Origin of the sequence: Streptomyces sp. NPDC059861 (assembly GCF_042731435.1) — a bacterium.
Classification (GTDB): Bacteria; Actinomycetota; Actinomycetes; order Streptomycetales; family Streptomycetaceae; genus Streptomyces.
This window is the reverse complement of record NZ_JBHWJQ010000009.1, coordinates 153347-178366: the sequence shown is the minus strand read 5'-3', so window position 1 is coordinate 178366 and position 25020 is coordinate 153347. Positions and strand designations below refer to the sequence as shown.

The window sequence follows — 25020 nt, the reverse complement described above, 5'->3', positions numbered from 1 at the left end:
CGGGTTGCCTCCGGCACGTATCGTGAGTGGTTGCGAACCGTACGCATCGGGAACGCATCGGGAACGAGACGCCACACGAACGGAATTGACCACCGGGCGGCCGGGGGAGGCAACGTGGACGACTACGCGGGGCGCGTGCTCGCCGACCGCTACCGCCTGCCGCTGCCCCCCTCCGACGAGTACGAACTCACCGAGACACGGGCCTTCGACACCTACAGCGGACAGGAAGTCCTGGTACGGCAGGTGCCGTTGCCGGAGGTCGTCGAGGCCGAGGTGCTCGACGCGGAGGGACTGCCCGAGGGGTTCACGGCGCGTGACCGCGCGGCCCGGCGGCGGCCCGCCCAACGGGGCGGAGCCGTCCGACGGCCCACGGACCCGGCGGTCCGGCGTGCGGTCGAGGCCGCGCAGGCGGCTGCATCGATCCCCGACCACCCGAGGCTCGACCAGGTCTTCGACGTGTTCGCCGAGGGCGGGTCGCTGTGGGTGGTGAGCGAGCTGGTGGCCGCGCGATCGCTGGCCGCGCTGCTCGCCGAACAGCCGCTGACGCCCTATCGGGCGGCCGAGGTCGCCTCCGACGTGCTGACGGCGCTGCGGGTGCTGCACGCGCACGGCTGGGTGCACCGGAACATCACCGCGCGGACGGTACTCGTCTGCGACGACGGACGGGTCATGCTGACCGGCCTGGCGGTGGGTGCGGCGGAGGAGGCGCTGTGCGGGTACGACCCGGTGCCGGCGCCTCTGTACGACGACGCGGGCGGCGGGGACGCCGGGGCCCCGGGGACGTTCGGGGCCGCCGGGGCACCCGAGCCGAACGGGGTGGGTGGACCCGGCGCGGGTGCTCTCGGCGGCGGTGACCCCGAGGCCGCCCGCCGGGCCGCCATCGAGGCGCGGGCGGCCGGGGGGCTGCCGGTGGTGCCCGGCGTGGACGCGGCGGAGAGCGTGGGCGGTTCGGCCGCGCCGGCCCGCAGGGCGCAGGAGTCCGGCGGGGACATCCGCGCGGCGCGGGCCGGGGCGATCGCCGCGTACCGGGCGGGAGCACGGGCCGCGGCCCGGGTCCAGGAGGCCGAGCAGAGCGGCCGCGCGGCCCTGCCCGGCGCCCGCCCCGCACCCGAGGGCGGCACGGAGCAGCCGCCGTACCCCCGCGGACCCGAGGGCAACCCGCCGGGGCAGATAGCGGACCCGTACGGCGTGACCACCACGCCCTGGCACGGCGCGACGCCGCGCAGCACCGGTGCCGGAGCCGGGCACCACGGCCAGTCCCGGGCCAACGGTTCCGCCCAGCCGGTGGTGCCGCCGCACGGCACCGGCCTGCCCCAGCCGGGCGTTACGCCGTACGGCAACGGGCTGGCCCAGCACGGCGTGCCGCCGCACCACGACGGTCTGGCCCAGCCAGGCGTACCGCCCCAGGGCGACGGCCTCGCGCGGCCGGGCATTCAGCCCGCGGCCCGCGGCAACGGCCTCGCCCACCCCGTCGTCCCCGCCCCTTCCCACGAAGTGGCGCCCTCCGCACCCCAGACCCGTGCCGGCTCTCCCGCGGGCACCCGCTGGGACGATCTCGTGGCCGGAACCTCCGCGCCCCGCCGTGGTCCCGCCACGGCGCTGGCCGCGGAGCGGGCGCGGCAGGCGCGGATGGCCGTGGTCGGACCGGTGACCGAGCGGTGGGCTCCGGAGCAGGCCGGGCCGGTCCACGAGAACTGGCAGCTCGCGCCGCCCATCGGCCCCGCGACCGACCTGTGGGCGCTCGGCGCGCTGCTCTTCAGGGCCGTACAGGGGCATGCGCCCTACCCGGAGGAGTCGACGGCCGAGCTGGTGCAGCTGGTGTGTGCAGAGCCGCCCGCCTTCGCCGAGGAGTGCGGGCCGCTGCGCCCCGTCGTGGAGTCGCTGCTGCGTCAGGACCCCACCGAGCGACTGGACTTCGAGGAGCTGCGCGGCTGGTTGCGTTCGCTGGTGCGGTCCGCGCCCGAGCCGGAGGCCGGCGTGCACGTGGTCGCCGCCCCGCCGCCCGACGCCAGCCGGCTGCCGATCGTGCGCCGCAAGGGCGAGCTGGTGCGCAGACGGCGCGCCGGACTGCCCGCCCGGCACGGGCGGCACAAGCGGGACCGGGAGCAGACGCGTTCGCCGCGCAGCCTGGGACGCACGCTGCTCGTGCTGATACTGCTCGCGCTGGCCGGAGCGATCGCGTACGCCATGCTGTTCATGCCGAAGGCCGGCGAGGGCGCCGGCGGTGCGAGCCCGGACCGGACCGGGGCCGCCGGGCAGGTCGGCGAGGCACCCGAGCCGACGCCGGAGGCGAGCAGCGAGCCGCGCCCCGACCAGAACTCGCCGGACGACGAACCGAGCGGCACCCAGTCCGACGTCGCCGAGGGCTTCACCCTGCACGACGACCCCGAGGGCTTCCGCGTGGCCGTCGCCGAGGACTGGCAGCGCGCGCCGAAGAACGGCAGCGGCCAGGTCGTCTACTCGAAGGGCGACTTCGAGCTGATCGTCGTACCGGGCAGGGACGGTTCGGACGAGTACGGCGGCGATCCGATGGCGTACCAGCGGGAGCGGGAGCCCGAGCTGCGGCCGTACCGGGAGTCGAGCTGGGCCACCTCCACCGGTCTGAAGACCATCGAGGTGGGCGGGCGGACGATGGCCGAGGGACAGTTCACCTGGAGTGACGACGTCGGCCGCGACCTGTTCGTGCGCAACCTCGCGATGCTCCTGGACGGGCGCTACCACGTGCTCCAGGTGCGCGGCCCGGAGGCCGAGCGGGACGAGGTGACCCGGCTCTACGAGCAGGCGGCGGCGACCTATCAGGGCACCGGCTGAACGTGTCGGGGCAGTTGGCCCGATGGTTGCTTGTCGTCACCGAAAGCGACAACCGTCACAGTGCGGTTTCCTTGGGCCCCCCGTGGTTCCCCGTTCGCGGGCGTGTCCCTACGCTGAACCTGCCAAGAACACTGCGGGGAAACGTGAATCAGATGCAGGGCCTGCTCATCGGAGGCCGCTACCGGCTCACCGACGCCATCGGCAGCGGCGGCATGGGACGGGTGTGGCGCGCCCATGACGAGGTGCTGCACCGGGCCGTCGCGATCAAGGAGTTGACCGCCGCCCTCTACGTCTCCGGCAGCGACCAGGCCGTTCTGCTGGCCCGCACCCGGGCAGAGGCGCGCGCGGCCGCGCGGATCAACCACTCGGCCGTCGTCACCGTCCACGACGTGCTCGAACACGACGGCCGGCCGTGGATCGTGATGGAGCTGGTCGAGGGCCGCTCGCTCGCCGACGCGGTCAAGGCGCAGGGCCGGGTCGAGCCGGCCGAGGCCGCCCGGATCGGCATGTGGGTGCTGCGCGCCCTGCGGGCCGCGCACACCGCCGGTGTCCTGCACCGGGACGTCAAGCCCGGCAACGTCCTGCTCGCCGACGACGGCCGCGTCCTGCTCACCGACTTCGGCATCGCGCAGATCGACGGCGACACGACGATCACCCGTACCGGAGAGGTCGTCGGCTCGGTCGACTACCTCGCCCCCGAGCGGGTCCGCGGTCACGACCCGGGACCGGCCTCCGACCTGTGGGCGCTCGGCGCGACGCTGTACACGGCGGTGGAGGGCACCTCGCCGTTCCGCCGCACCTCGCCGCTGTCCACCATGCAGGCCGTCGTCGAGGAGCACCCCGCCGAGCCCCGGTACGCCGGTCCGCTCGGTCCCGTGATCACCGCGCTGCTGCGCAAGGAGCCGGCCACGCGGCCCTCTTCCGCCGAGGCGGAGCGACTGCTCGCCGAGGTGGCCGACGGGGGCCGCCCGCAGGTGACCGAGGTGCTCGTGCCCCCGGCCCGGCAGCCGGACCCGGGGCCGGTGCGCCAGGAGACGCGGGAGCACTCCCGGCCGAACCCGCTGGGCCCCCCACCGACCGCGGTGCCGGCCGGGCGGCGGCGCCGGCTGCGCACGCTGGCCCTCGTCGTGGCCATGGCGGCGGTCGTCGGCGGCGCGGGCGCGGTGTTGGTGCAGCAGTGGGAAGAGGGTCGCGACCGGGGCGGCGTGTCCTCGTCGGCCGGCTCGTCCGCCACCCCTTCGAAGTCCCCGGACGCCCCGGAGCCCGAGGACTCCGTCCCGGCGACCTGGGTGCGCAAGGACGACCCGGCGGGTTTCAGCCTCTCGCTGCCCAGTGATCGCTGGCAGCGGAAGGTCTACGGCGTCGAGGGCGATCTCACGCAGATCGACTACTCGCCGGACGGCGGTACGCACTTCGTGCGCATCGCCATCGACAAGTCACCGGACTTCGACGTCCCCTACGAGCACCAGCTGGACCTGGAGCAGCAGCTTCAGCGGCTGGCCCGGTACGAGCGCGTGACCATGGAGGAGAACATCTACCGGGACCGCGAGGGGTCCCTGTGGGAGTACACGTGGACGGCGTTGGAGACCGACCCCGGCGAGTACGCGGGGCCGCGCCGGGCGATCGAGGAGATGTACCTGACCCGTGACGGGGTCGAGTACGCGATCTACATGTCGGCGCCCGCGGCGGACTGGGAGACGACGCGCGAACAGTTCGACACGCTGCTGCGGGGATGGCGGCCGGGGAAGCCCTCCTGAGCGGCGTGCCGGCCTGACCGGAAAGCGGTGCGAGCCAGGTCGTTGACCGTGCAACGTACCCGCGCGACATGGGCGTTTGTCGGCCATGCCACCCGTTCGGCCCGGAGCGGCACGCTCCGGCTGGGGCATGATGTGCTCATGGGGAGCGAGGGGTCCGACGAGCGTGTCATCGCGGGCCGTTACCGCCTTCAGGCGACGGTCGGGCGGGGCGGCATGGGCGTGGTCTGGCGCGCCACCGACCAGTTGCTCGGCCGCGAGGTGGCCGTCAAGGAACTCGTCCCGGACGACTCCCCGTCGGCGGCGCGCGCCCGCTCCTCACGCGACCGCACGCTGCGCGAGGCCCGTGCGCTGGCCCAGCTGCGGCACCCGCACATCAGCGTCGTCCACGACGTGGTCGAGGACGACGAACGCCTCTACATCGTGATGGAGTTGATCGACGGCGGCTCCCTCGCCGACCGCATTGCCGCGGGCGGTCCGGTCGACGCCCGCGAGGCCGCCCGGATCGGCATCGCCCTGCTCGGCGCGCTGCGCGCGGCGCACGAGGCCGGTGTCCTGCACCGCGACCTCAAGCCGGCGAACGTCCTCATCGAGTCCGGCACCGGCCGCGTCGTCCTCACCGACTTCGGCGTCGCCCAGGTGGAGGGCGCCACCACGCTCACCGAGTCGGGGACGTTCGTGGGCTCGCCCGAATACACCGCCCCCGAGAGGATGTCGGGGTCGGGGACCGGCCCGGCCTCCGACCTGTGGTCGCTCGGCGTGCTGCTGTGCACGTCGGTCAGCGGCGAGTCGCCCTTCCACCGCGACTCGCTGGGCGGCCTCCTGCACGCCGTGGTCGCCGCGCCGATCCGGCCGCCCGCGCAGGCCGGCCCGATGCTGCCCGTCGTACTCGGGCTGCTGGAACGCGACCCGGAACGGCGGCTGGACGCGGCGCAGGCCGAGCGGATGCTGCGGGACTTCCTCGAGACGGGTCGTGCGCCGGAACCGGCCCGCTCGCAACGCACCTCGCGGGACCGACTGGTGGTCGCGTTGCTGGTCGCGGCGATGGTGGCGGCGGGGGTGTCGGCGGCCGCGCTGTTCGTGAACGGGGGTGCCGGGGACGGCGACGGTCCGCCGGTGAGCCCGACGCCGAGCACGTCCTTGAGCACCTCCGCGTCGCCGTCCGCCAGTGGGTCCAACAGCCCACCCGAATAGGAGATATGCGACGAGCCGGGTCACGGGTCTGTGACCGGTGGCCCCTCGCGGTGGATGCAAAGCCGCCTGCCGCGATATGCATGGACGCATGAGCAACAACGGGGGAGCCCACTACGGGGCCGACGAGCCAACGAGTTTCGGTCTGCAACCGCCGGTTCGGCCCGCCGCCGTACCGCACCCGGACAATCCGTACGCGTCGCCCGCCCAGGCCGAGCCGCCGCCGCAGCAGCCCGCCCAGCAGCCCCCACACCAGACACCTGGGCAGCCCACGCACCAGGCGCCCCACCAGTCCACGCACCAGGCACCGCAGCAGCCCGCCCACCGGCCCGCCCAGGACGACCCCGGCGCCGGGCGGCTGATCGCCGGGCGTTACCGGCTGCTCGCCAAGCTCGGGCACGGCGGCATGGGCACGGTGTGGCGCGCCAAGGACGAGACGGTGGACCGGGAGGTCGCGGTCAAGGAACCCCGCGTTCCGGACCACCTTCCCGAGCACGAACGCGACAACGCCTTCGAGCGGATGCGCCGCGAGGCCCGCGCCGCGGCCCGGCTCGACCACCCGGCGGTGGTCGACGTGCACGACGTCGCCGTGGTGGACGGCCGGCCGTGGATCGTGATGGAGCTGGTGCGGGGACGTTCCCTCGGCAACGCTCTCCAGGAGGGCACCCTCTCCGCCCGCGAGGCGGCCAGGATCGGCCTTGAGGTGCTCGGCGCGCTGGAGGCCGCGCACGCCGCCGGCATCCTGCACCGGGACGTCAAGCCGGACAACGTCCTGCTCGGCCGGTACGACCGCGTCGTCCTCACCGACTTCGGCATCGCGCAGATCGAGGGCGAGACGAACCTGACCGACACCGGCGGCTTCGTCGGCTCGCCCGAGTACATCGCGCCGGAGCGGGTGCTGGGCCAGCGCCCCGGTCCGGCCTCGGACCTCTGGTCGCTGGGCGTCGTGCTGTACGCGGCCACGGAGGGCGTGTCGCCGTTCCGCCGCAGCAACACGCCGGCCACCCTCCAGTCCGTCCTCAACGCCACACCCGCACCGCCCGCGTCGGCCTCCGGGCCGCTCGCCGAGGTCATCAACGGCCTGCTCCAGAAGGACCCGGCCCGCCGCCCGAACGCCGCCCAGGTCCGCTCCCTGCTGGAGGCGGCCGCCCATCCGCCGGCGCCGGTGGCCACACAGGTCGTGACGCTGGACGGCGGCGACCGAGGGCGCGGCGGAGGTGTCCGGATCGGCCGCAGGACGCTGCTCGCGCTGGGCGCGGCGGTCGTCGCGGCCGCGGTGGCGGCGTACCTGGTGCTCGCCGACCCGTTCGCGGGCCCGCTGCCCGAGGGTTGGAAGACCCGGGCGGAGAAGGACGTCGCCGCGACCCTCGCTTTCCCCGGTGGCTACGTGCGGACGGTGCCCGAGGACACCGACGACGGCCACTGGGTGACGTACACGGACCCGAGCGGCAGCATCTGGATCGGGCTGAGCCTCGACAAGAAGTCCGAGGACACAGGCGACTCCGTCCAGGCGTCCGCGGGCGACGAGATGTACGAGGACAACCGCGTCTTCGAGGAGAGCGGCAGCTACGACTTCAGCATGCCGGAGAACCCGGCCACCGAGCCGGACGAGGCGATCACGTACCAGGGCAAGGACGCCGCGAAGAACACCATCACCTACACGACGACCGACAGCCAGAGTCCGCGCCCCCGCGAAGTGCAGATCCTCTACTACCAGAACGCCGCCGACGACATGTACAAGCTCACCATCAGCTACCCCGGCAAGGGCGACTTCACGGAACGCGGCCGCGAGGTGGCCCGGGTGACGATCGCGAACCTGGACGTCGACAAGCTCTGAACCCACGTCGACAAACACGTGTCCCGCGGGGTAGGCATGGGGCATGAGTGACGGCGGCGAACACCAGCGCGACGGACGTCTGGTCGGCGGGCGCTACCGGTTGCTGGAACGCATCGGCTCCGGCGGCATGGGCACCGTCTGGCGTGCGCGCGACGAACTGGTGGAGCGTGAAGTCGCCGTCAAGCAGCCACGGTTGCCGGGCGATCCGGAGGACGAGGCCCACCGCCGGGCCGCCCACCGCCTGTACCGCGAGGCCCGCGCCGCCGCCCGCGTCGACCACCGGTCCGCCGTCACCATCCACGACGTGGTGGAGGAGGACGGCATCCCGTGGATCGTCATGGAGTTGATCCAGGGCGAGTCCCTCCACGAGACGCTCCGGCGCGGCCCGATACCGCCCGCCGAGGCCGCCCGCATCGGCCTCGCCGTCCTCGGCGCCCTGCGCGCCGCCCACGCGGTCGGCATCGTGCACCGGGACGTCAAACCCGCCAACGTCCTGCTCGGCAGGGACGGCCGTGTCGTCCTCACCGACTTCGGCATCGCCCATGTCCAGGGCGAGGAATCCCTCACCGTCAGCGGCGAGTTCGTCGGCTCCCTGGAGTTCATCGCCCCGGAACGGATGTCCGGCACCGGCGCGGGCCCGGCCTCCGACCTGTGGTCGCTCGGGGTTCTGCTGTTCGCCGCCGTCGAGGGCTGGTCTCCATTCCGCCGTACGACGCCGGAGTCGACGCTCGCCGCGATCCTCGCCGCGGATCCATCCGAGCCGCAGCAGGCCGGCCCGCTGGGTCCGCTGCTCGTACGGCTCCTGGCGAAGGACCCCGAGCTGCGCCCGGCGCCCGAGGAGGTCGCCGTAAGGCTGGGCGCGGTGGCGGAGGGCCGGCCGGGGGTGCCGGGCGACGCGGTGAGGGTTGCTCAGGGGGCCGCGGAGCCGGAGGGGTTCGCGGACGACGCCGGCACGGGACAGCTGCGGGGGAAGCCTGAGCCCGCGCCGGAGGATGAGGCGGACGTACCCGAAGGCGACGCTGCGCGACTGCCGCAGAGCGGCTCCACGCCTGCCTCGGGCTCCACCCCGGCGCCGGGTGCGGCGCCCGGGACCGCCGGACAGCCCCTCGGGCAGACCCGTCACCCGCTGCGCCGCCCCGCCCCCGCCGTCCTGCTCGGTGTCCTGGTCACCGGCGGCGTCTGGCTCGCCACGTCCTCCTTCCGTCCCGACCCCGACGACTCGGAGGCCGCGGAGCGGACCACCACCCACAGCTCGGCCCCGGCCGCTGCCGCACCCCGCAGCTCCGCCCCGGGCATCGCCGCGACCCGTGGCCCCGCCTGGACCGCGCACCGCGAGAAGGACCTGGCCGCCGTCCTCTCCCTGCCGGGCGACTACGAGGAAGCCGCCCGCGAGGGCGGCGCCGACGATCCGCCGCATCTGGTCGTCTACGACCTCGACAACACCATCCAGGTCCGCCTCACCCGCTGGGACGAGGCACCCGGTTCCCCGATGGCCCTGGCGCGCGCGGCGCACACCACCTGGGACAGCTACGACGGCGACGCCCGCACGCAGTACACCCGCACGACCTTCGACGGCCGGGAAGCCGTCCTCGCCGACACCACCTACAACATGGCCGAGGACCCCTCCCGCGTCATGCAGCTGATGATCCTCGCCGACGGCGGCCGCATGTACGAGTTGCGCGTCGACATGCCCAAGGGCACGCCCGACGAGAAGAAGGGCACGTCGGTCTTCAAGGGCGCTCGCGGCCGACTGGAGATCGAGGCAGGTCAGGGCTCACCAACGCCCTGATCAGGGCGTTTGTTGCCAGTGATCACTGGCGGCATGTGTGTACTCGGTGAATCCCTATTACCGACGGGTACACAAAGCCTTCGCCGCGGCATACCCTGCGGCTCATGACGGACTCGCAGGCCCTGGAGCAGGCCACGCACTCGACCGGCACCAACCCTCTCGCCCCCGCGCCCGAGGGCGCCCGCACCGCCGCGGACGTGGTCACCCCCGAGCTGATCGCCCAGCTCACCCGGGGCGTGGCAGGTTCCGGCCGGACCGCCAACCACTCGCCGTTCACCGGCGAGAAGCTGGCAGACCTGCCCGAGTCCACGCCGGAGGACGTACGACACGCGTTCGCCGCGGCCCGTGCCGCACAGGCCGTGTGGGCGCAGACGCCGGTACGGCGTCGTGCGGCCGTCCTGCTCCGCTTCCACGACCTGGTGCTGGAGCGCCAGGCCGAGGTCCTGGACCTGATCCAGCTGGAGACCGGCAAGGCCCGGCTGCACGCCCACGAGGAGGTGCAGGCCGTGGCCGTCGCGGCCCGGCACTACGGCCGCAAGGCCCCCGCCTATCTGAGGCCCAAGCGGCACACCGGCGCCATCCCGACCCTCACCAAGGTCACCGAACTGCGGCACCCGCGTGGCGTGGTCGGCCAGATCGCCCCCTGGAACTACCCGCTGGAGCTGTCCGTCGGCGACGCCCTGCCGGCCTTCGTCGCGGGCAACGCGGTGGTGATGAAGCCGGACACGGAGACCTGCCTCACCGCGCTATGGGCCCGCGACCTGCTCATCGAGGCCGGGCTGCCCGCCGAGGTCTTCCAGGTCGTCCTCGGCGAGGGCCCGGTCGTCGGCCCCGAGGTCGTCAAGCACGCCGACTACGTCTCCTTCACCGGCTCCACCCGCACCGGCCGCGAGGTCGCGCAGGGCGCCGCCGCCCGCCTGGTCGGCGTCTCCCTCGAACTGGGCGGCAAGAACGCCATGGTGGTGCTGGAGGACGCGGACGTGGAGAAGGCCGCGGCCGGCGCCGTGCGCGCGTGCTTCTCCTCCGCCGGGCAACTGTGCATCTCCATCGAGCGGTTGTACGTCCACGCCTCGGTGGCCGACGCCTTCCTGGAGCGCTTCGCCGCCCGCACGAAGGCCATGCGGCTCGGCAGGTCCCTCGCCTACGGCGCGGACATGGGCTCCCTGGTGGGCGAACGCCAGCTGGAGACCGTCAAGCGGCATGTGGAGGAGGCGGTGGCCAAGGGCGCGAAGCTCGTCGCGGGGGGCACCGCCCGCCCGGACATCGGCCCGTACTTCTACGAGCCGACCATCCTCGACGGCGTCGAGCCGCCGATGGCCGTCTGCACCGAGGAGACCTTCGGCCCGGTCGTCTCCCTCTACCGCTTCACGTCCGACGACGAGGCGGTCGAGCACGCCAACTCCACGCCGTACGGACTGAACTCCTCGGTCTGGACGAAGGACGCCCGCCGCGGCCGCGAGGTCGCCGCCCGGCTGCGCACGGGCACGGTCAACATCAACGAGGGCTACGCGCCGGCCTACGGCAGCGTCCAGTCCCCCATGGGCGGCATGAAGGACTCCGGCCTGGGCCGCCGCCACGGCTCCGAGGGCATCCTCAAGTACACCGAGGCCCAGACGATCGCCCACCAGCGCCTGCTGCCCATGGCCCCGTCGATGGGCATGGACGACGCGAAGTACGCGGCGTTCATGAGCCGCAGCCTGCGGGTGATGAAGTCGCTCAGGTTCCGCTGACGCCCCCAGGCCCCGCACGCACACTCAACGAGGAGAACACGTGCCACAGGACGCCTATGACTACGACGTCATCGTCGTGGGCTCCGGCTTCGGCGGTTCCGTCACCGCCCTGCGCCTCACGGAGAAGGGCTACCGGGTCGCCGTCCTGGAAGCCGGCCGCCGCTTCACCCGAGCCACCCTCCCCAAGAACTCCTGGGACCTGAAGAACTACCTCTGGGCCCCCAGGCTCGGCATGTACGGCCTCCAGCGCATCCATCTGCTCGGCAACGTCATGGTGCTGGCCGGCGCGGGCGTGGGCGGCGGCTCGCTCAACTACGCCAACACGCTCTACGTCCCGCCGAAGCCCTTCTTCGAGGACCCCCAGTGGGGCCACATCACCGACTGGCAGGAGGAGCTGGCGCCGTACTACGACCAGGCACAGCGCATGCTCGGCGTCCGGCTGAACCCGACGACGACCCCCTCCGACGTCCATCTGAAGGCCGCCGCGCAGCGGATGGGCGTCGGCGACTCCTTCCACATGGCACCGGTCGGCGTCTTCTTCGGGGACGGCAAGGACGCCGACGGCAAGGCCACGGCGCGCCCCGGCGAGGAGGCGGCCGACCCCTACTTCGGCGGCGCGGGACCGGCCCGCCGCGCCTGTGCCGAGTGCGGCGAGTGCATGACCGGCTGCCGCCACGGCGCGAAGAACACCCTCAACGAGAACTACCTCTACCTCGCCGAGAAGGCCGGCGCGGTCGTCCACCCCATGACCACGGTCGTCTCCGTCACCGACGACTCGCAGGGCGGGTACGCCGTCGCCACCCTGCCCACCGGCAACCGCGGGAAGGGCGGCGGCCGCACCTTCCGCGCCGAGCGTGTGGTCCTGGCCGCCGGCACCTACGGCACCCAGACCCTGCTGCACCGCATGAAGGCCGGCGGCCAGCTGCCGTACCTCTCCGACCGGCTCGGCGAACTGACCCGCACCAACTCCGAGGCCCTGGTCGGCGCCCAGACCACCAACCGCCGCTACCGCAAGGTCACCGGCGAGCCGAAGGTCGACTTCACCCGCGGCGTCGCCATCACGTCCTCCATCCACCCGGACGCCAACACCCATATCGAGCCGGTCCGTTACGGCAAGGGCTCCAACGCGATGGGCGGCATGGCGATCCTCCAGATCCCGTACGCGGAGGGCTCGTCCCGCGCCGTGGCGTTCCTGCGCAACGCCGCCCGCCACCCCCTCCAGATGCTCCGCTCCCTCAACAACCACCGCTGGTCGGAGCGGACCATCATCGGCCTGGTGATGCAGTCGCTGGACAACTCGCTGACGACGTACCTGAAACCGGACGGCGTCGGCAAGGGCCTGCTGACCGCCAAGCAGGGGCACGGCGCCCCCAACCCCAAGCAGATCAAGGCCGCTTCGCAGGGCGCGTCGGCGATCGCCGCGGAGATCAACGGCTTCGCCGGCAGCAACGTCGGTGAACTGATGGGCACCCCGCTCACCGCGCACTTCCTCGGCGGCTGCCCGATCGGCGACTCCCGCGAGACCGGCGTGATCGACCCCTACCACCGGCTGTACGGCCACCCCGGCATCTCCGTCGTCGACGGCGCGGCCGTCACCGCGAACCTGGGCGTCAACCCGTCCCTCACCATCACGGCGCAGGCCGAGCGCGCGATGTCGTACTGGCCCAACAAGGGCGAGGCCGACCCGCGCCCACGGCAGGGAGCGGCGTACGAGCGCCTGAAGCCGGTCGAGCCGCAGTCCCCGGCGGTCCCCGCGGAGGCGTTCGGCGCGCTGCGGCTGCCGTTCCTGGGGATGCCGACGGTGCCGCCCAAGAAGTAGTCCACAGGAAGGGCCGCAAGAAGGCACAGGCAGAGGGCGAAAGAAGAGAGAGGGACCTGCGCCCCCCTCCGAGCGCAGCTCCCTCTCTCTTTGTCTCTGCTTCAGGCGTGCTTACGCCTGCGCACCGGCCTTCTTGCGCCGGACGACGAACACCGCACCCGCACCGGCGACGACGGCGACCCCGCCGAGCAGGCCGATCATCGGCAGCGCGGAGCTGGAACCGGTGTCGGCGAGGCTGCCCGTGGCGTCCACGTCGTTGACCTCGTCCAGGTCGCTCATCCCGCCCTGCGGCTTGGCGTCCGGCGGGTCACCGGCGTCCGAGCCCGCGGCGAGGATGTCGAAGAAGTAGACCCAGCCGTTCGGGTCGTCGGCCATCCAGCAGCCCTCGGCGTCCGAGTACTGCGCGAAACCGCCGGTCAGACCGATGGCGTCGGGCACCTTGCCGCTGACGCTCAGGCGCAGCGGGTACGAGGTGGACTGGCCCGCGCCGAGGCTGAACGCGGGGAAGGTCCCGCCCTCGCCGGCCGTGTCCGCCAGCGTGTTCCAGCCGCCCTTGACCTTGTCGAAGACCTGGACGGTGATGTCGCCCGAGTAGTCCTCCTCGTCCCAGCCGAGCGCTGCGACGCCGATCAGCGGCTTGATGTTCTTGATCTGCTCGTCGCCGTCGTTGGAGACGTCGAAGGAGAACTCGGTCCAGCCGCTGCCGGCCACGATCCTCTCGGGCAGGCCGGACAGACCGCTGGTCAGGTCCTCGCTGAGGCCGACGGACTCCTCGTCCGCGTTCTCGCAGAGGTCCTGCTCCGGCGCGGAGCTGCTCGGGGAAGGGCTCACGGAGGTGGTGGCCGAGGGCGAGCCGGAGCCGGTCGGCTCGGTGGTGGCGGTAGCGGAGGCGCTTCCCGTCGCGGTCGGGTCCGTGGTGGCCGACTCGCTGGTGCCGCCGGAAGGCGTACCCGGGTCGCTCGCGATGGGCGACTGGGTGTCGGACGGGGACGGCGAGACGGACGCCGTCTCGGTGGCGGACTCCGAAACGCTGGGGCTCGGGGAGTCCGTGGCGTACGCCCCCGGCGCCGCGAGCAGAGCCATGGGGGCTATCGCGGCCGCCGCGGCGGCGACGGCCAGGGCACGGCGAAGCTTCATGAAGACCTACCTGCTGAGTCGGAAGGGCTCCACGTATGGGGGTACGGGTGTGGCCCTGGGTACTTGCAGGTTTGATCACTGGAGCCGGTGAATGGTTGTCCACGCTTCACACAGAATTTATGTGAGCTGGATCACTTGGTTTGGGTGGGGAGACCCGGGGCAGCCGGTGGGACGGGTGAGTGGGCATGAGAAGGGCCCCGCGGGGCGGAGCCGCGGGGCCCTTCCTGCGTCAGCACCGGCGTCAGGGCAGCGCCGGTGCCTGGGAAGCGGCGCCGGGGGGTTGCGCCGCCTGCCTCCGGATGGTCTCGACCTCTGGTACGTCTCACTTCGGGCAGTTCCGCCGGCCGGCCCCGGGCGTCCCCGGAGCCGACCGTTCTCTTGGGTGACCGGGCTGCTGTCCCCTGCTGTCCGGTCACTTTCTGGAGCGAGGTCCCACGACGCACGTCACGATCCGTACGTCTCATCGCCCCAGCGAGCCACGCGTGGTTCTTTCGGGCCCGCCCCTGGCTGGCACGGACATCGGGACCAACGAAGCCTGGCGGGCGGCGGTCACGCGCCGTACGGGTGAGAGGGGGCGCGAACTCAGATGCGAGCCCTGGACAGTTCGAACCTCGGGCGCGCCCTCTGGACAGTTCGAACCTCAGATGCGGCCACGGCAGAGCTCGAGCAGCGTCATGGCGAGGGCGGTGCCCGGCCTGCCGAGCTCCTGCCGGTAGCGGCCGAGCACCTCCATCTCGCGGGAGAGGTTCACGCGCCGGCCACCGGAGGTGATGCGGGCCTCCTGGATCACGGCCGAGACGGCCATCCGTTCCTGGATCAGCCCGATGATCCGGTCGTCGAGCGCGTCGATGCGTTCCCGCGCGCCGCTGATCACCTCGGCGGCCTCGTCGGTACGGGCGCCGGTCCTGTCACCTGCGGCGGCGGTGGTGGTGGAGGTCATGATCGGGGCTCCTGTCGCGTAAGGCCCCGGAACGGACAAGGCTCCTGGAACGCCGAACGCCCCGGACCTTGTCGGCCCGGGGCGCCTGGGAAGTCGCTTGTCAGTAGCTCAAGCAGCACGACCATGGCAGCCGGCGGGCCGGTTGCCATAGGTAAAGCGGAAGGTCGGGTGCGAGCGCATCCGGCCAGTATGCCGCGGCCTTCGGCGGCCGCCAATTCGGTTCGGATCCTGAGACGGCCGTCACGTGCGGCAGCCCCGTTAGAATCGGAGGTACAGCCCTTTTCGAGCCGCCGGAAGGCAACCCGTGTCATCAGCGACCCCCGCCGCCCCCGACACCGTCCTGGTCGTCGACTTCGGTGCGCAGTACGCCCAGCTCATCGCCCGACGCGTCCGCGAGGCCCGGGTCTACAGCGAGATCGTGCCGAGCACCATGCCGGTCAAGGACATGCTCGCCAAGAACCCGGCGGCGATCGTCCTGTCCGGCGGCCCCTCGTCGGTGTACGAGGAGGGCGCCCCGCGCCTGGACCGCGAGATCTTCGAGGCCGGCGTCCCGGTCTTCGGCATGTGCTACGGCTTCCAGCTGATGGCGCAGAGCCTCGGCGGCACCGTCGACAACACCGGCGCCCGTGAGTACGGCCGCACGGACCTGCACGTCTCCCGGTCGTCCTCCACCCTCTTCGAGGGCACCCCGGCCGAGCAGGCCGTGTGGATGTCGCACGGCGACGCCTGCTCCGCCGCCCCCGAGGGCTTCTCCGTCACTGCCTCCACGGACGTCGTCCCGGTCGCCGCGTTCGAGAACGACGAGAAGAAGCTCTACGGCGTCCAGTACCACCCGGAGGTCATGCACTCCACGCACGGCCAGCAGGTCCTGGAGCACTTCCTCTACCGCGGCGCCGGCCTCAGCCCGTCCTGGACCACCGGCAACGTGATCGAGGAGCAGGTCGAGGCGATCCGCGCGCAGGTCGGCGACAAGCGCGCCATCTGCGGCCTGTCCGGTGGTGTGGACTCCGCGGTCGCCGCCGCCCTCGTCCAGAAGGCCATCGGCTCCCAGCTGACCTGCGTGTACGTCGACCACGGCCTGATGCGCAAGGGCGAGACCGAGCAGGTCGAGAAGGACTTCGTCGCGGCCACCGGCGTGCAACTGAAGGTCGTCGACGCCGAGGAGCGCTTCCTGAACGCCCTCAAGGGTGTCTCCGACCCGGAGGAGAAGCGGAAGATCATCGGCCGTGAGTTCATCCGCGTCTTCGAGCAGGCGCAGGCCGAGATCATCGCCGACGCGGGCCCCGCGGTGGAGTTCCTGGTCCAGGGCACGCTCTACCCCGACGTGGTCGAGTCCGGCGGCGGCACCGGCACCGCCAACATCAAGTCCCACCACAACGTCGGCGGCCTCCCCGAGGACCTCGAGTTCCAGCTGATCGAGCCGCTGCGCAAGCTGTTCAAGGACGAGGTCCGGATGGTCGGCCAGGAGCTGGGCCTGCCGGAGGAGATCGTCCAGCGCCAGCCCTTCCCGGGACCGGGACTGGGTATCCGTATCGTCGGCGAGGTGACGAAGGAGCGGCTCGACCTGCTCCGCGACGCCGACGCCATCGCCCGCGAGGAGCTGACGGCGGCCGGCCTCGACCGTCACATCTGGCAGTGCCCGGTGGTGCTGCTCGCGGACGTCCGCTCGGTCGGCGTCCAGGGCGACGGCCGGACGTACGGCCACCCGATCGTGCTCCGCCCGGTCTCCTCCGAGGACGCCATGACGGCCGACTGGTCGCGCCTGCCGTACGACGTCCTCGGCCGGATCTCCACCCGGATCACCAACGAGGTGCGGGACGTCAACCGGGTCGTGCTCGACGTGACGTCGAAGCCGCCGGGGACGATCGAGTGGGAGTAGTGAGCCCTACGTGCGCTTGATCGTGCGCAGGGGAGCGCCGGGCTTCCAGACCTGGACGACCAGGTACTTGTCGTCCTCGACGTAGGTCCGTACGACCTCCGTCAGCTCGGTGCGGAAGAGGTGGAACGGCTCCGGCGGTTCCACCTCTTCGTGGTACCGGGCCTTCGTCGCGTCGTCCTCGACCTCGACGGCCCGCCCGGCGATCCGTACGTCACCGCCGCCCATGGACGTGCCCTCCCCGGGGTTCGCCTGGAGCGCGAAGCGCGGGTCGCGGCGCAGGTCGAGGGCCTTGAGCGAGTCCGGCATCATGCCGAGCCACAGCTCACCGCCGAGAAACCGGACCTCGATCCCCGTGGTGCGCGGCGAGCCGTCCTTGCGCAGGGTCGCGAGGACGTGGTGGGTGTAGGAGCCGAAGCGTTCCTCGACGGTCTTCGCGAGATCGGGTTCGGCGGTGCTGAAGGATGCCCAGTTCGCTGCCATACGAGGAGTCTGGCGCCGATACCCGACATCTTCTGTCGGGTATGCGCCGCGCCGGAGTGTCGCTGATCCCACCGAAGCCCTGTTCTCCTGCGCTGACCGCGGGTAACTTCCGCTCCGTACCGGAACCCAGCGCCGGAGGACCCATGTCCGCGCCCACCCCGCCCCAGCCCCTGCCCACCGACCGGCTGCAGTTCGCGATGCCGCCGAGGTACGAATCGGTCGACGACGAGCGCCGGCACCGCAAGGAACGGCTCGCGGGGGCGCTGCGCATCTTCGGGCGGTACGGCTTGGAGGACGGCGTCTCCGGGCACATCACCGCCCGCGACCCCGAGTACTCGAACTGCTTCTGGGTCAATCCGTTCGGCATGCCCTTCCGCCACGTCACCGTCAGCGACCTCGTGCTGGCCAACCAGGACGGGCAGGTCGTGGAGGGCCGTTACCACGTCAACCAGGCCGCCTTCACCGTGCACGCCCAGGTGCACGACGCCCGCCCCGACGTCGTCGCCGTCGCCCACTGCCACTCCGTGCACGGCCGCGCCCTGTCCGCGCTCGGCGACCTGCTCGACCCGATCACCCAGGAGAGCTGCGCCTTCTACGAGGACCACGCGCTCTACGACGCCTACAGCGGCGTCTCCGTCGACGCGGAGGAGGGCCGCCGGATCGCCGCCGCGCTCGGCTCCCGCAAGGCCCTCGTCCTGCGCAACCACGGCCTGCTGACCGTCGGCGACTCGGTGGACGCGGCGGCCTGGTGGTTCGTTTCCATGGAGCGCTCCTGCCAGGTGCAGCTGACCGCGAAGGCCGCGGGCCGCCCGATCCTGATCGACCACAAACAGGCGGTGGCGACCCGGGAGCAGCTCGGCGGCGACCTGGTCGCGTGGATCAACTACCAGCCGCTGTGGCAGGACATCACGCGCAGGGAACCCGACCTGCTGTCCTAGAAGGAGCCGCTGTCCTGGAGGGAGCCGCTGTCCTGGAGGGTGCTCAGAACCCCCGGAGCACCGCCGCCTTGGTCATCGCGAACTCCTCGACGTCTGTCAGTGCCCATTCTCGCAGCCGGGTCAACACGGCGACCGTCCGTTCACCCGGACCGACCAGAGCCGACCCGACCTGCCGGACGCGAACCGGGTGTCGTAGGGCACAATTCGCTGACACGGCGGGGGAGTTGCACGGGCCGCCGGGAGGGGCCCCGACTCACCGAGGAGCGGGGCGGACGAGTGTGGCACGGGGATTCGCGGAAGGCGGGCGTCGGGCGTGGCGGTGCAGGAGGCGAGGCAGGGCGCACAGGCGCGCACGGGCGCGTTGGGTAGCGCTCACGACGGTGGCTGCACCTGCGGGGACTGTCCGCACGGGGCACGTGCCGGACATCGGCGGGCGGTGGCCGCGTTCCTGCTGAAGCGCGACGAGTTCGCGGCCGGGCAGAATCTGCCCGCGGCCGTGGCCCACTCGGCGTCGGCCTCCCGACAGTGGGTCTCCGACGAACTGACCCAGTCCGCGGCCGCGGTCGCCGAACGCGCCCGCGCCGAGGGCGAGGCCTGGCTGTCCCGCCTGTGGCGCCGCACGACGGGCGTGGTCTGGGCGCTCGTCCTGCTCTTGCTGCTCGCGCAGTCGCTGACGGCGATCGGCGCGGGCTGGACGACGGCCCGCACGGCCGGACTGCTCGCGGCGGTACTGGTCGCGGTGGCCCTGACGGCGGCGTCCTTCTTCCACCGGGCCCGGGGCGGCGTCCTGGCCCCCGTCGTGGGTGAGGACAACCGTCTGTCGACCTCCCGTGCCGTTGCCGCGATGTGGGTGCTGTTCGTCGCTTACGCCGTGCTCGTGCTGGCGGGGCAGCTCGCCGCCGCCTCCTCGTCCGGCGCACGCGACCAGCTGATCGGCGGCCTCGAACTCGCCCGGGGCGCCGGGGTGGTGACGGTCCTCGCCGTGGCCTGCGGGATCGCCGTACTGGTCCGGCGGGTGGTCGGGCTGCGCGTCTTCGGACAACGGCTCCAGAAGGTCCGCGCGGACCGGCCGAGGGCTGCCGACCTGCTGACGGACGACTCGGGTCGGGGCACCTTCGCCGACATCCAGTACGTCGTCATCAGCGCCGTCGCCCTGGTGTTCGCGGCGGTACGGCTGGCCCGCCGCCCCGACCAGCTGCCCGACCTGCCGTGGGGGCTGGCGGTGGTGGTCCTGGTGTCGGCCGCCACCTACCTCGCCGGCAAGTACGCCGAGGGCGGACGCCCCGTCGTTCTCTCCGTCGTCCGCGCCCGGGAGGCCGGTGACCTGGACGCGCCCATCCGCACCGGCGAGGACATCGAGATCCGCGGCGCGGGCTTCGTCCCTCCGGGCGCCGGCACCGCCGACCGTCTCTCCCGCATGGTCGTCCGTATCGGCCCCGTCCACGTCCACGTCCCGCTGGTCCCGATCACCGGCGGCTTCAGCAACCCGACGGACGCCCTCCTGACCGTGCCGGTACCGGCCGAGGTGGAACCGGGCCGGGTGGAGGTGCGGGTGGTCACGGCGGCCGGCGTGGAGACGAACGCGTACGTCATCGACGTGACGGAGTAGTGGGAGCGCGGGAGCAGCGGGGACGCGGGAGCAGCGGGTGGCGGGGTTGCGGGCGCCGCGACTCGAACGAAGCGCCGAGCGTTACGAAATCGGGCCTGTTCGTAGGTGAGCGGGTTCTTCCTTTCATACGTATGGTCTGTTGAGGGCCACGGCACGGCGTGCGAGAGGCGGCTACGCATCGATGACTCACAGTATTCGTACCGATACCCGAAGTGCCCCCTACGACGGCGGTCGCGGCGACTGGCGCGACACGGCCACTCGCTACGCTCTCCTCCCCCTTCGCGTCTTCCTCGGCATCACCTTCATCTACGCCGGGCTCGACAAACTCACCGACAGCGCGTTCCTCCAGGCAGCCGGCTCGGGCTCGATCGGCGACACGATGCGCACCGTCCGGGACTCCTCGGCCATCCCGGCCCTGGTCGACCTTGCCCTGGAGAACCCCGTCGCCTTCGGCTACGCCATCGCGGCCGGCGAACTCGCCGTCGGCATCGGCACCCTCCTTGGTCTGCTCTCCCGCCTCGCCGCCCTCGGGGGCGCGCTGATCTCCCTCAGCCTCTGGCTCACCGTGAGCTGGGCCTCCGATCCGTACTACTACGGCAACGATCTCCCGTACATGTTTTGCTGGGTGCCGCTGGTGCTGGCCGGGGCGCCCTACTGGTCACTGGATGCCGTGATCAGGGGACGACGGCGGGGACGGGGCCAGGCGGGGGCTTGGCGGTAAGTCAGAGCTGCTCCTGGTCGGACAGGTGTCGGTACAGCGTCGCCCTGGACACTCCCAGAGCCTTGGTCGTTCGCCCCGCCCCGGCCGGCACCCCCCGGCCGGCCCCGTGCCGGTCGGCATCCTTCGGCCGGCACCCTCGGCGGGGCGTCTCAGCGTGACGTGCTCGCCCATGTCTCTCCGCGGTTCGCGCCGCCGCCGGCGCGGCGGCGTATGCCCCGGCCCACCATCCCCGCCACGGCGGCCAGGCACAGGCCGCCCACCATCAGGGGGATCACCACGAACCACGGCGTCTCCCAGGTGCCCCCCGCGTCACCGGCATACAGGGCACCTGCCGCGGTGACGACCACTCCCGCCACCAACCTGCCCGGCTGGAACTCATGACGCGGCACGACTCACCTCCACCTGACCGACGCCCACCTTGAGGTCGAGATCGACCGTGCCGGCGTTCCTGGTGCCCGCCGCCGGAGCGAGCGTCACCTCCCGGTACTTGCCCGGCTCCACGTCCACGTCCTTCTTCTGCTCGCCCGGCAACTGGATGTCACCCACCCCCACGTCGATGTTCGCCTTCACCGTCACGTCCGGCGGCACGATCACCCGCAGCCGGCCCACACCCACCTCGGCGTCCAGGGACACCGTCTGACCCTTGGCCGGGTTCAGCCGAGTCAGGTCCAGGGTGCCGACGCCGGTGCCCAGGTCGTATCTCGGCGCGACGTCGGCCACCGCTGCCGGCCGCCAGGTCGTGCGCATCCACTCCGTCCCGATGTCCTTGGGCAGCGCCGCCGCCGCGGCCAGCAGCCCCGCCGTGAGGATGGCCAGGAAGATCGACCCGGCTCCCGTACGGCCCAGGAACGAACTGACGGCGATGCCCAGCCCGATGACGGCGAGGGCGCAGGCCAGGCCTGTCTGCAGACTCGTCCCCAACGGCTGCTCCTGCCAGGTCACGCGCGTACCGATGGCTCCCGCCACCAGCGCGAACAGGAAGACCCAGCCGCCTATCCAGCGCGGGCCGCGCTGCCTGGACGGTGCGGTGCGCGGGGTGAGGGAGGTCTGGGGGCCGGTGTCCGGACCGAAGCTGATGTTGACCGCCGCCGCGATGTCGCGGTCGGCGGACTCGCTGGGCCCCCACAGATAGCCGGTGCCGCCGACGTGCGTACCGTCCTTGACGATCGGGTCCCGCCACCAGGAGGGGTAGGCGGTGGGGGCCGGCGGTGCCATCGCCTCCGGCGGGGCGTCCGCGACGGCCTGCGCCGCCAGCGGGTCGGGATCGGGGGCGCCCCGACGCTGCGACCAGTAACCGGCGCCCGCGAGGAGGAGGGAGAGGATGACGGCGAAGGTCAGCACGCCGCCGTTCTTCAGCATCGCCAGGAAGACCCCGCAGCCGACCAGCGCGAACAGCACGGCGGCGAGGGCCTGTCCGTCGACCCGGCCGGTCAGGAGCTTGCGGACCTCGTTCTCGTCCTTGTCGTCGTACGGGACGAAGAGCCAGGCGAAGCCGTAGAAGAGGAGACCGATACCGCCGGTCGCGGAAAGCACGGCGAGGGTGATCCGGAAGATCACCGGGTCCATGTCGCACTGCCGCCCCAGTCCGGCGCACACCCCGGCGATCATCTTGTGCCGCCGGTCCCGCCGGAACTTGTGCGGGGGCTCCAACGGCCGGCGACCGCCGGGCCCGCCGGAGTCCCCGAGCGCGCCGGGCCCGCCGGAGTCCCCGAGCGCGCCGGGCCCGCCGGGCCTTCCGGGATCGCCGGGATCGCCGGAATCGCCGGGACCGCCGAGCACGCCAGGCCCGCCGGAACCTCCGGGTACGCCAGGCCCGCCGGAACCTCCGGCTACGCCAGGCCCGCGGGGCACTCCGGGACCTCCGGGACCGCCGGGCGCGCCAGGCCCGCCGGAATCCCCAGGTACGCCGGGACCACCGGGTACGCCTGAGTCTCCGGGCACTCCGGGCACTCCGGGATCGCCGGGCCCGCCGGAATCGCCGAGCACTCCGGGGCCTCGGGGCGTGCCGGTCTCGCCGCCCGCGTTCGTGTCGCCCTTCCCGGTCGCGCCCGCACCCCCGTGCGCGCGCGGATCCGCACCCGCGGCCGTCGCGGCCGCGGCGTCGGACGCGGTGGCCGCGCCGGGCACGGCATTCGCGGCGTGCTGGTGATCAGTCATGGGTCCATGGTGACGGGCGAGCCGTCGCCGCGGGAGTCGGTACGACCCTGGCCGGACCCTGATATCACCCCTGAGTCGAGGCGGGGGAGGCGTTCGACCGGCCCGCGGTTCGAAGATCAGGGGAGTCTCGGGGGTCGACCCTGATGCTCCGGCCCGCCGGTCATGTGACCATCAATGGCATGCCGGAAGCCGCAACCGCAGCAGCGCCTGTCGACGAACCGCGGCCGCCGCGCAAGCTCTACCGCAGCAGTGACGGACGCTGGCTCGGTGGCGTGGCGCGGGGGCTCGCCGGGCATCTCGGCCTGCCCGTCATCTGGGTGCGCCTGGTGTTCGTCGGCCTGTTCACGGCCGACGGCCTCGGTGCGCTGCTGTACGCCGCCTTCTGGTTCTTCGTGCCGCTGGGCGTCGGCGGCGTCGAGGCGCAGAAGCCGCCGTCGCTGGTCGCCGCCGAGACCTCTCCCGACGGCCGCAAGAAACTCGTGGCCCGTAGACCGGACAAGGGCCAGATCGTCGCCCTGCTCCTCATGGTCGTCGTGGCCATGGTCTTCGTCGGCAATGTGAACCTGGGCGGCGGCGCACAGGCCTACCTCCTGCCCGCCGTGCTGGTCGGCGCCGGTGTCGCCCTGGTCTGGCGCCAGGCGGACAACGCCCGCCGGGCCCGCTGGGTCGAGGTCGGCCGCCGCAAGCGCACCCTCAGCCTGCTGCGCGCGGTCGCCGGCGTCCTGCTGGTCACGGCCGGTGTCACGGGCGTCTTCGTGCTCCAGGGCTCCGCGGCCCACCTCGGCTCGGTGCTCCAGGCGGCCCTCGCGGTGCTCGTCGGGATAACGCTCCTCGCCGGTCCGTACCTGGTCCGTATGACCCAGGACCTCTCCGAGGAGCGCCTGATGCGCATCCGCGCCCAGGAACGCGCGGAGGTCGCCGCCCACGTCCACGACTCGGTGCTGCACACCCTGACGCTGATACAGCGCAACGCGGAGAACCCCGGCGAGGTGCGCCGCCTGGCCCGAGCCCAGGAGCGCGACCTGCGCACCTGGCTCTACAAACCGGAGGGCACCGGCAAGGACGAGGCCGACGAGCCGACCACCCTCGCCGACGCGGTGCGGCGCAACGCCGCGGAGATCGAGGACAAGCACGGCGTCCCCATAGAGGTCGTCGTGGTCGGCGACTGCCCGCTCGACGAGAGGATCGGCGCACAAATGCAGGCCGCGCGCGAAGCCATGGTGAACGCCGCCAAGTACGGTGGCGACGGCGGCGCCGTGCAGGTCTACGCCGAGGTCGAGGGAAAGACGGTCTTCGTGTCCGTCCGGGACCGCGGTCCAGGCTTCGACCTCGACTCGATACCCGCCGACCGCATGGGCGTCAGAGAGTCGATCATCGGCCGCATGGAGCGCAACGGCGGTACGGCCCGGCTGCGGGCGGTGCCGGACGGCGGCACGGAGGTCGAGCTGGAGATGGAGAGGGCGGAGAAGACGTCATGAGCGACCCGACCGAGGCGAACGGAACGGCGGGAGCGGAGGAGTCGGCCGAGCCCGCACAGACGCCGGGCGGCGGCGTGGGAGGGCGGCGCGTGCGCGTGGTGCTCGTCGACGACCACCGGATGTTCCGCACGGGCGTGCAGGCCGAGATCGGCCGGACCGACGAGACCGGCGTCGAGGTCGTCGGCGAGGCCGCGGACGTCGACCAGGCGGTCACGGTCATCACCGCGACCCGCCCCGAGGTCGTCCTCCTCGACGTGCACCTGCCGGGCGGCGGCGGCGTCGAAGTGCTGCGCCGCTGCGCTCCGTTGATGGCCGACCCCGAGCAGCCGGTCCGTTTCCTGGCCTTGTCGGTCTCGGACGCGGCCGAGGACGTGATCGGCGTGATCCGCGGCGGCGCACGGGGATACGTCACGAAGACGATCACCGGCACGGACCTGGTCGACTCGGTCTTCCGGGTCCAGGAGGGCGACGCGGTCTTCTCACCGCGTCTCGCCGGCTTCGTCCTGGATGCCTTCGCCTCCACGGACGCCCCGCCTGTCGACGAGGACCTGGACCGACTCACCCAGCGTGAGCGGGAGGTCCTGCGGCTCATCGCCCGCGGCTACGCCTACAAGGAGATCGCCAAGCAGCTGTACATCTCGGTGAAGACCGTCGAGTCCCACGTCTCGGCGGTGCTGCGCAAGCTCCAGCTCTCCAACCGGCACGAGCTGACCCGCTGGGCGACGGCCCGACGGCTGGTGTGACGAGCGC

Annotated in this window: 18 protein-coding genes; 13 read left to right on the top strand and 5 right to left on the bottom strand. The window is 72.5% G+C overall.

Going from position 1 to position 25020, the window contains the following annotated elements; genetic code table 11:
• The first annotated feature begins 114 nt into the window (after window positions 1–114).
• The 7 genes from ACFV6X_RS11145 (at window position 115) to ACFV6X_RS11115 (ending at window position 12931) form a co-directional block, all read left to right on the top strand.
• Window positions 115–2811 (top strand): protein kinase, encoded by a 2697-nt coding sequence (locus tag ACFV6X_RS11145; RefSeq protein WP_385380840.1) that lies wholly within the window; start codon window positions 115–117, stop codon window positions 2809–2811.
• Window positions 2812–2963: 152 nt separating this feature from the next.
• The gene (locus ACFV6X_RS11140; protein WP_385380949.1) at window positions 2964–4568 is read left to right on the top strand and encodes a serine/threonine-protein kinase; all 1605 of its coding nucleotides are present in this window, start codon (window positions 2964–2966) and stop codon (window positions 4566–4568) included.
• Between the two features lie 138 nt (window positions 4569–4706).
• On the top strand, window positions 4707–5759 hold the full coding sequence (locus tag ACFV6X_RS11135) for a serine/threonine-protein kinase (protein WP_385380837.1): 1053 nt from the start codon (window positions 4707–4709) through the stop codon (window positions 5757–5759).
• 88 nt (window positions 5760–5847) lie between these two features.
• Window positions 5848–7593: a serine/threonine-protein kinase gene (locus ACFV6X_RS11130; RefSeq protein ID WP_385380834.1), complete on the top strand. Its 1746-nt coding sequence runs from the start codon at window positions 5848–5850 to the stop codon at window positions 7591–7593.
• Between the two features lie 43 nt (window positions 7594–7636).
• Entirely contained in the window at window positions 7637–9382 is a 1746-nt protein-coding gene (locus tag ACFV6X_RS11125; protein ID WP_385380832.1) for a serine/threonine-protein kinase, read from the top strand.
• A 104-nt stretch (window positions 9383–9486) separates the two neighbouring features.
• On the top strand, window positions 9487–11112 hold the full coding sequence (locus ACFV6X_RS11120) for a succinic semialdehyde dehydrogenase (protein WP_385380829.1): 1626 nt from the start codon (window positions 9487–9489) through the stop codon (window positions 11110–11112).
• A gap of 40 nt (window positions 11113–11152) precedes the next feature.
• Window positions 11153–12931: a GMC oxidoreductase gene (locus ACFV6X_RS11115; RefSeq protein ID WP_385380826.1), complete on the top strand. Its 1779-nt coding sequence runs from the start codon at window positions 11153–11155 to the stop codon at window positions 12929–12931.
• A gap of 111 nt (window positions 12932–13042) precedes the next feature.
• On the opposite strand, the gene ACFV6X_RS11110 is transcribed toward ACFV6X_RS11115, so the two are convergent.
• Window positions 13043–14068, bottom strand: coding sequence for an LAETG motif-containing sortase-dependent surface protein (locus tag ACFV6X_RS11110; RefSeq protein WP_385380824.1), 1026 nt, complete (start codon window positions 14066–14068; stop codon window positions 13043–13045).
• A gap of 640 nt (window positions 14069–14708) precedes the next feature.
• The gene (locus tag ACFV6X_RS11105; protein WP_385380821.1) at window positions 14709–15008 is read right to left on the bottom strand and encodes a chorismate mutase; all 300 of its coding nucleotides are present in this window, start codon (window positions 15006–15008) and stop codon (window positions 14709–14711) included.
• 304 nt (window positions 15009–15312) lie between these two features.
• Between ACFV6X_RS11105 and guaA the strand changes: the two genes are divergently transcribed.
• Window positions 15313–16887, top strand: coding sequence for a glutamine-hydrolyzing GMP synthase (gene guaA, locus ACFV6X_RS11100; protein WP_385380818.1), 1575 nt, complete (start codon window positions 15313–15315; stop codon window positions 16885–16887).
• 6 nt (window positions 16888–16893) lie between these two features.
• On the opposite strand, the gene ACFV6X_RS11095 is transcribed toward guaA, so the two are convergent.
• On the bottom strand, window positions 16894–17367 hold the full coding sequence (locus tag ACFV6X_RS11095; protein WP_385380815.1) for a pyridoxamine 5'-phosphate oxidase family protein: 474 nt from the start codon (window positions 17365–17367) through the stop codon (window positions 16894–16896).
• A 143-nt stretch (window positions 17368–17510) separates the two neighbouring features.
• Between ACFV6X_RS11095 and ACFV6X_RS11090 the strand changes: the two genes are divergently transcribed.
• The 3 genes from ACFV6X_RS11090 to ACFV6X_RS11080 all read left to right on the top strand — a co-directional run bounded on the left by ACFV6X_RS11090 (window position 17511) and on the right by ACFV6X_RS11080 (window position 20635).
• Window positions 17511–18305, top strand: a complete 795-nt coding sequence (locus tag ACFV6X_RS11090; protein ID WP_365445811.1) for a class II aldolase/adducin family protein — start codon at window positions 17511–17513, stop codon at window positions 18303–18305.
• A gap of 313 nt (window positions 18306–18618) precedes the next feature.
• Window positions 18619–19914 carry a hypothetical protein gene (locus ACFV6X_RS11085; RefSeq protein ID WP_385380812.1) on the top strand — a complete coding sequence of 432 codons (1296 nt, stop codon included), beginning with the start codon at window positions 18619–18621 and terminating at the stop codon, window positions 19912–19914.
• Window positions 19915–20095: 181 nt separating this feature from the next.
• The gene (locus tag ACFV6X_RS11080) at window positions 20096–20635 is read left to right on the top strand and encodes a DoxX family protein (RefSeq protein ID WP_385380809.1); all 540 of its coding nucleotides are present in this window, start codon (window positions 20096–20098) and stop codon (window positions 20633–20635) included.
• A 149-nt stretch (window positions 20636–20784) separates the two neighbouring features.
• Here the strand turns inward: ACFV6X_RS11080 and ACFV6X_RS11075 are convergent, their stop codons facing one another.
• Together ACFV6X_RS11075 and ACFV6X_RS11070 are read right to left on the bottom strand one after the other, a co-directional pair.
• On the bottom strand, window positions 20785–21024 hold the full coding sequence (locus ACFV6X_RS11075) for a hypothetical protein (RefSeq protein WP_385380807.1): 240 nt from the start codon (window positions 21022–21024) through the stop codon (window positions 20785–20787).
• Window positions 21011–22414: a PspC domain-containing protein gene (locus ACFV6X_RS11070; protein WP_385380804.1), complete on the bottom strand. Its 1404-nt coding sequence runs from the start codon at window positions 22412–22414 to the stop codon at window positions 21011–21013. Before ACFV6X_RS11070 ends, ACFV6X_RS11075 begins: the two co-directional genes overlap by 14 nt.
• A gap of 557 nt (window positions 22415–22971) precedes the next feature.
• On the opposite strand from ACFV6X_RS11070, the gene ACFV6X_RS11065 reads away from it, so the two are divergent.
• Together ACFV6X_RS11065 and ACFV6X_RS11060 are read left to right on the top strand one after the other, a co-directional pair.
• Window positions 22972–24270 carry a PspC domain-containing protein gene (locus tag ACFV6X_RS11065; RefSeq protein ID WP_385380801.1) on the top strand — a complete coding sequence of 433 codons (1299 nt, stop codon included), beginning with the start codon at window positions 22972–22974 and terminating at the stop codon, window positions 24268–24270.
• Entirely contained in the window at window positions 24267–25013 is a 747-nt protein-coding gene (locus ACFV6X_RS11060) for a LuxR C-terminal-related transcriptional regulator (protein ID WP_385380798.1), read from the top strand. Before ACFV6X_RS11065 ends, ACFV6X_RS11060 begins: the two co-directional genes overlap by 4 nt.
• The last annotated feature ends 7 nt before the right edge of the window (window positions 25014–25020 follow it).

Bases quoted from the DNA above. Each gene is read 5' to 3' on its own strand.
- ACFV6X_RS11080 (WP_385380809.1), top strand. From the start codon at position 20,096: ATGACTCACAGTATTCGTACCGATACCCGAAGTGCCCCCTACGACGGC.
- ACFV6X_RS11110 (WP_385380824.1), bottom strand. From the start codon at position 14,068: ATGAAGCTTCGCCGTGCCCTGGCCGTCGCCGCCGCGGCGGCCGCGATA.
- ACFV6X_RS11060 (WP_385380798.1), top strand. From the start codon at position 24,267: ATGAGCGACCCGACCGAGGCGAACGGAACGGCGGGAGCGGAGGAGTCG.
- ACFV6X_RS11120 (WP_385380829.1), top strand. From the start codon at position 9,487: ATGACGGACTCGCAGGCCCTGGAGCAGGCCACGCACTCGACCGGCACC.
- ACFV6X_RS11095 (WP_385380815.1), bottom strand. From the start codon at position 17,367: ATGGCAGCGAACTGGGCATCCTTCAGCACCGCCGAACCCGATCTCGCG.
- ACFV6X_RS11090 (WP_365445811.1), top strand. From the start codon at position 17,511: ATGTCCGCGCCCACCCCGCCCCAGCCCCTGCCCACCGACCGGCTGCAG.
- ACFV6X_RS11105 (WP_385380821.1), bottom strand. From the start codon at position 15,008: ATGACCTCCACCACCACCGCCGCCGCAGGTGACAGGACCGGCGCCCGT.
- ACFV6X_RS11135 (WP_385380837.1), top strand. From the start codon at position 4,707: ATGGGGAGCGAGGGGTCCGACGAGCGTGTCATCGCGGGCCGTTACCGC.
- ACFV6X_RS11065 (WP_385380801.1), top strand. From the start codon at position 22,972: ATGCCGGAAGCCGCAACCGCAGCAGCGCCTGTCGACGAACCGCGGCCG.
- ACFV6X_RS11125 (WP_385380832.1), top strand. From the start codon at position 7,637: ATGAGTGACGGCGGCGAACACCAGCGCGACGGACGTCTGGTCGGCGGG.
- ACFV6X_RS11140 (WP_385380949.1), top strand. From the start codon at position 2,964: ATGCAGGGCCTGCTCATCGGAGGCCGCTACCGGCTCACCGACGCCATC.
- ACFV6X_RS11130 (WP_385380834.1), top strand. From the start codon at position 5,848: ATGAGCAACAACGGGGGAGCCCACTACGGGGCCGACGAGCCAACGAGT.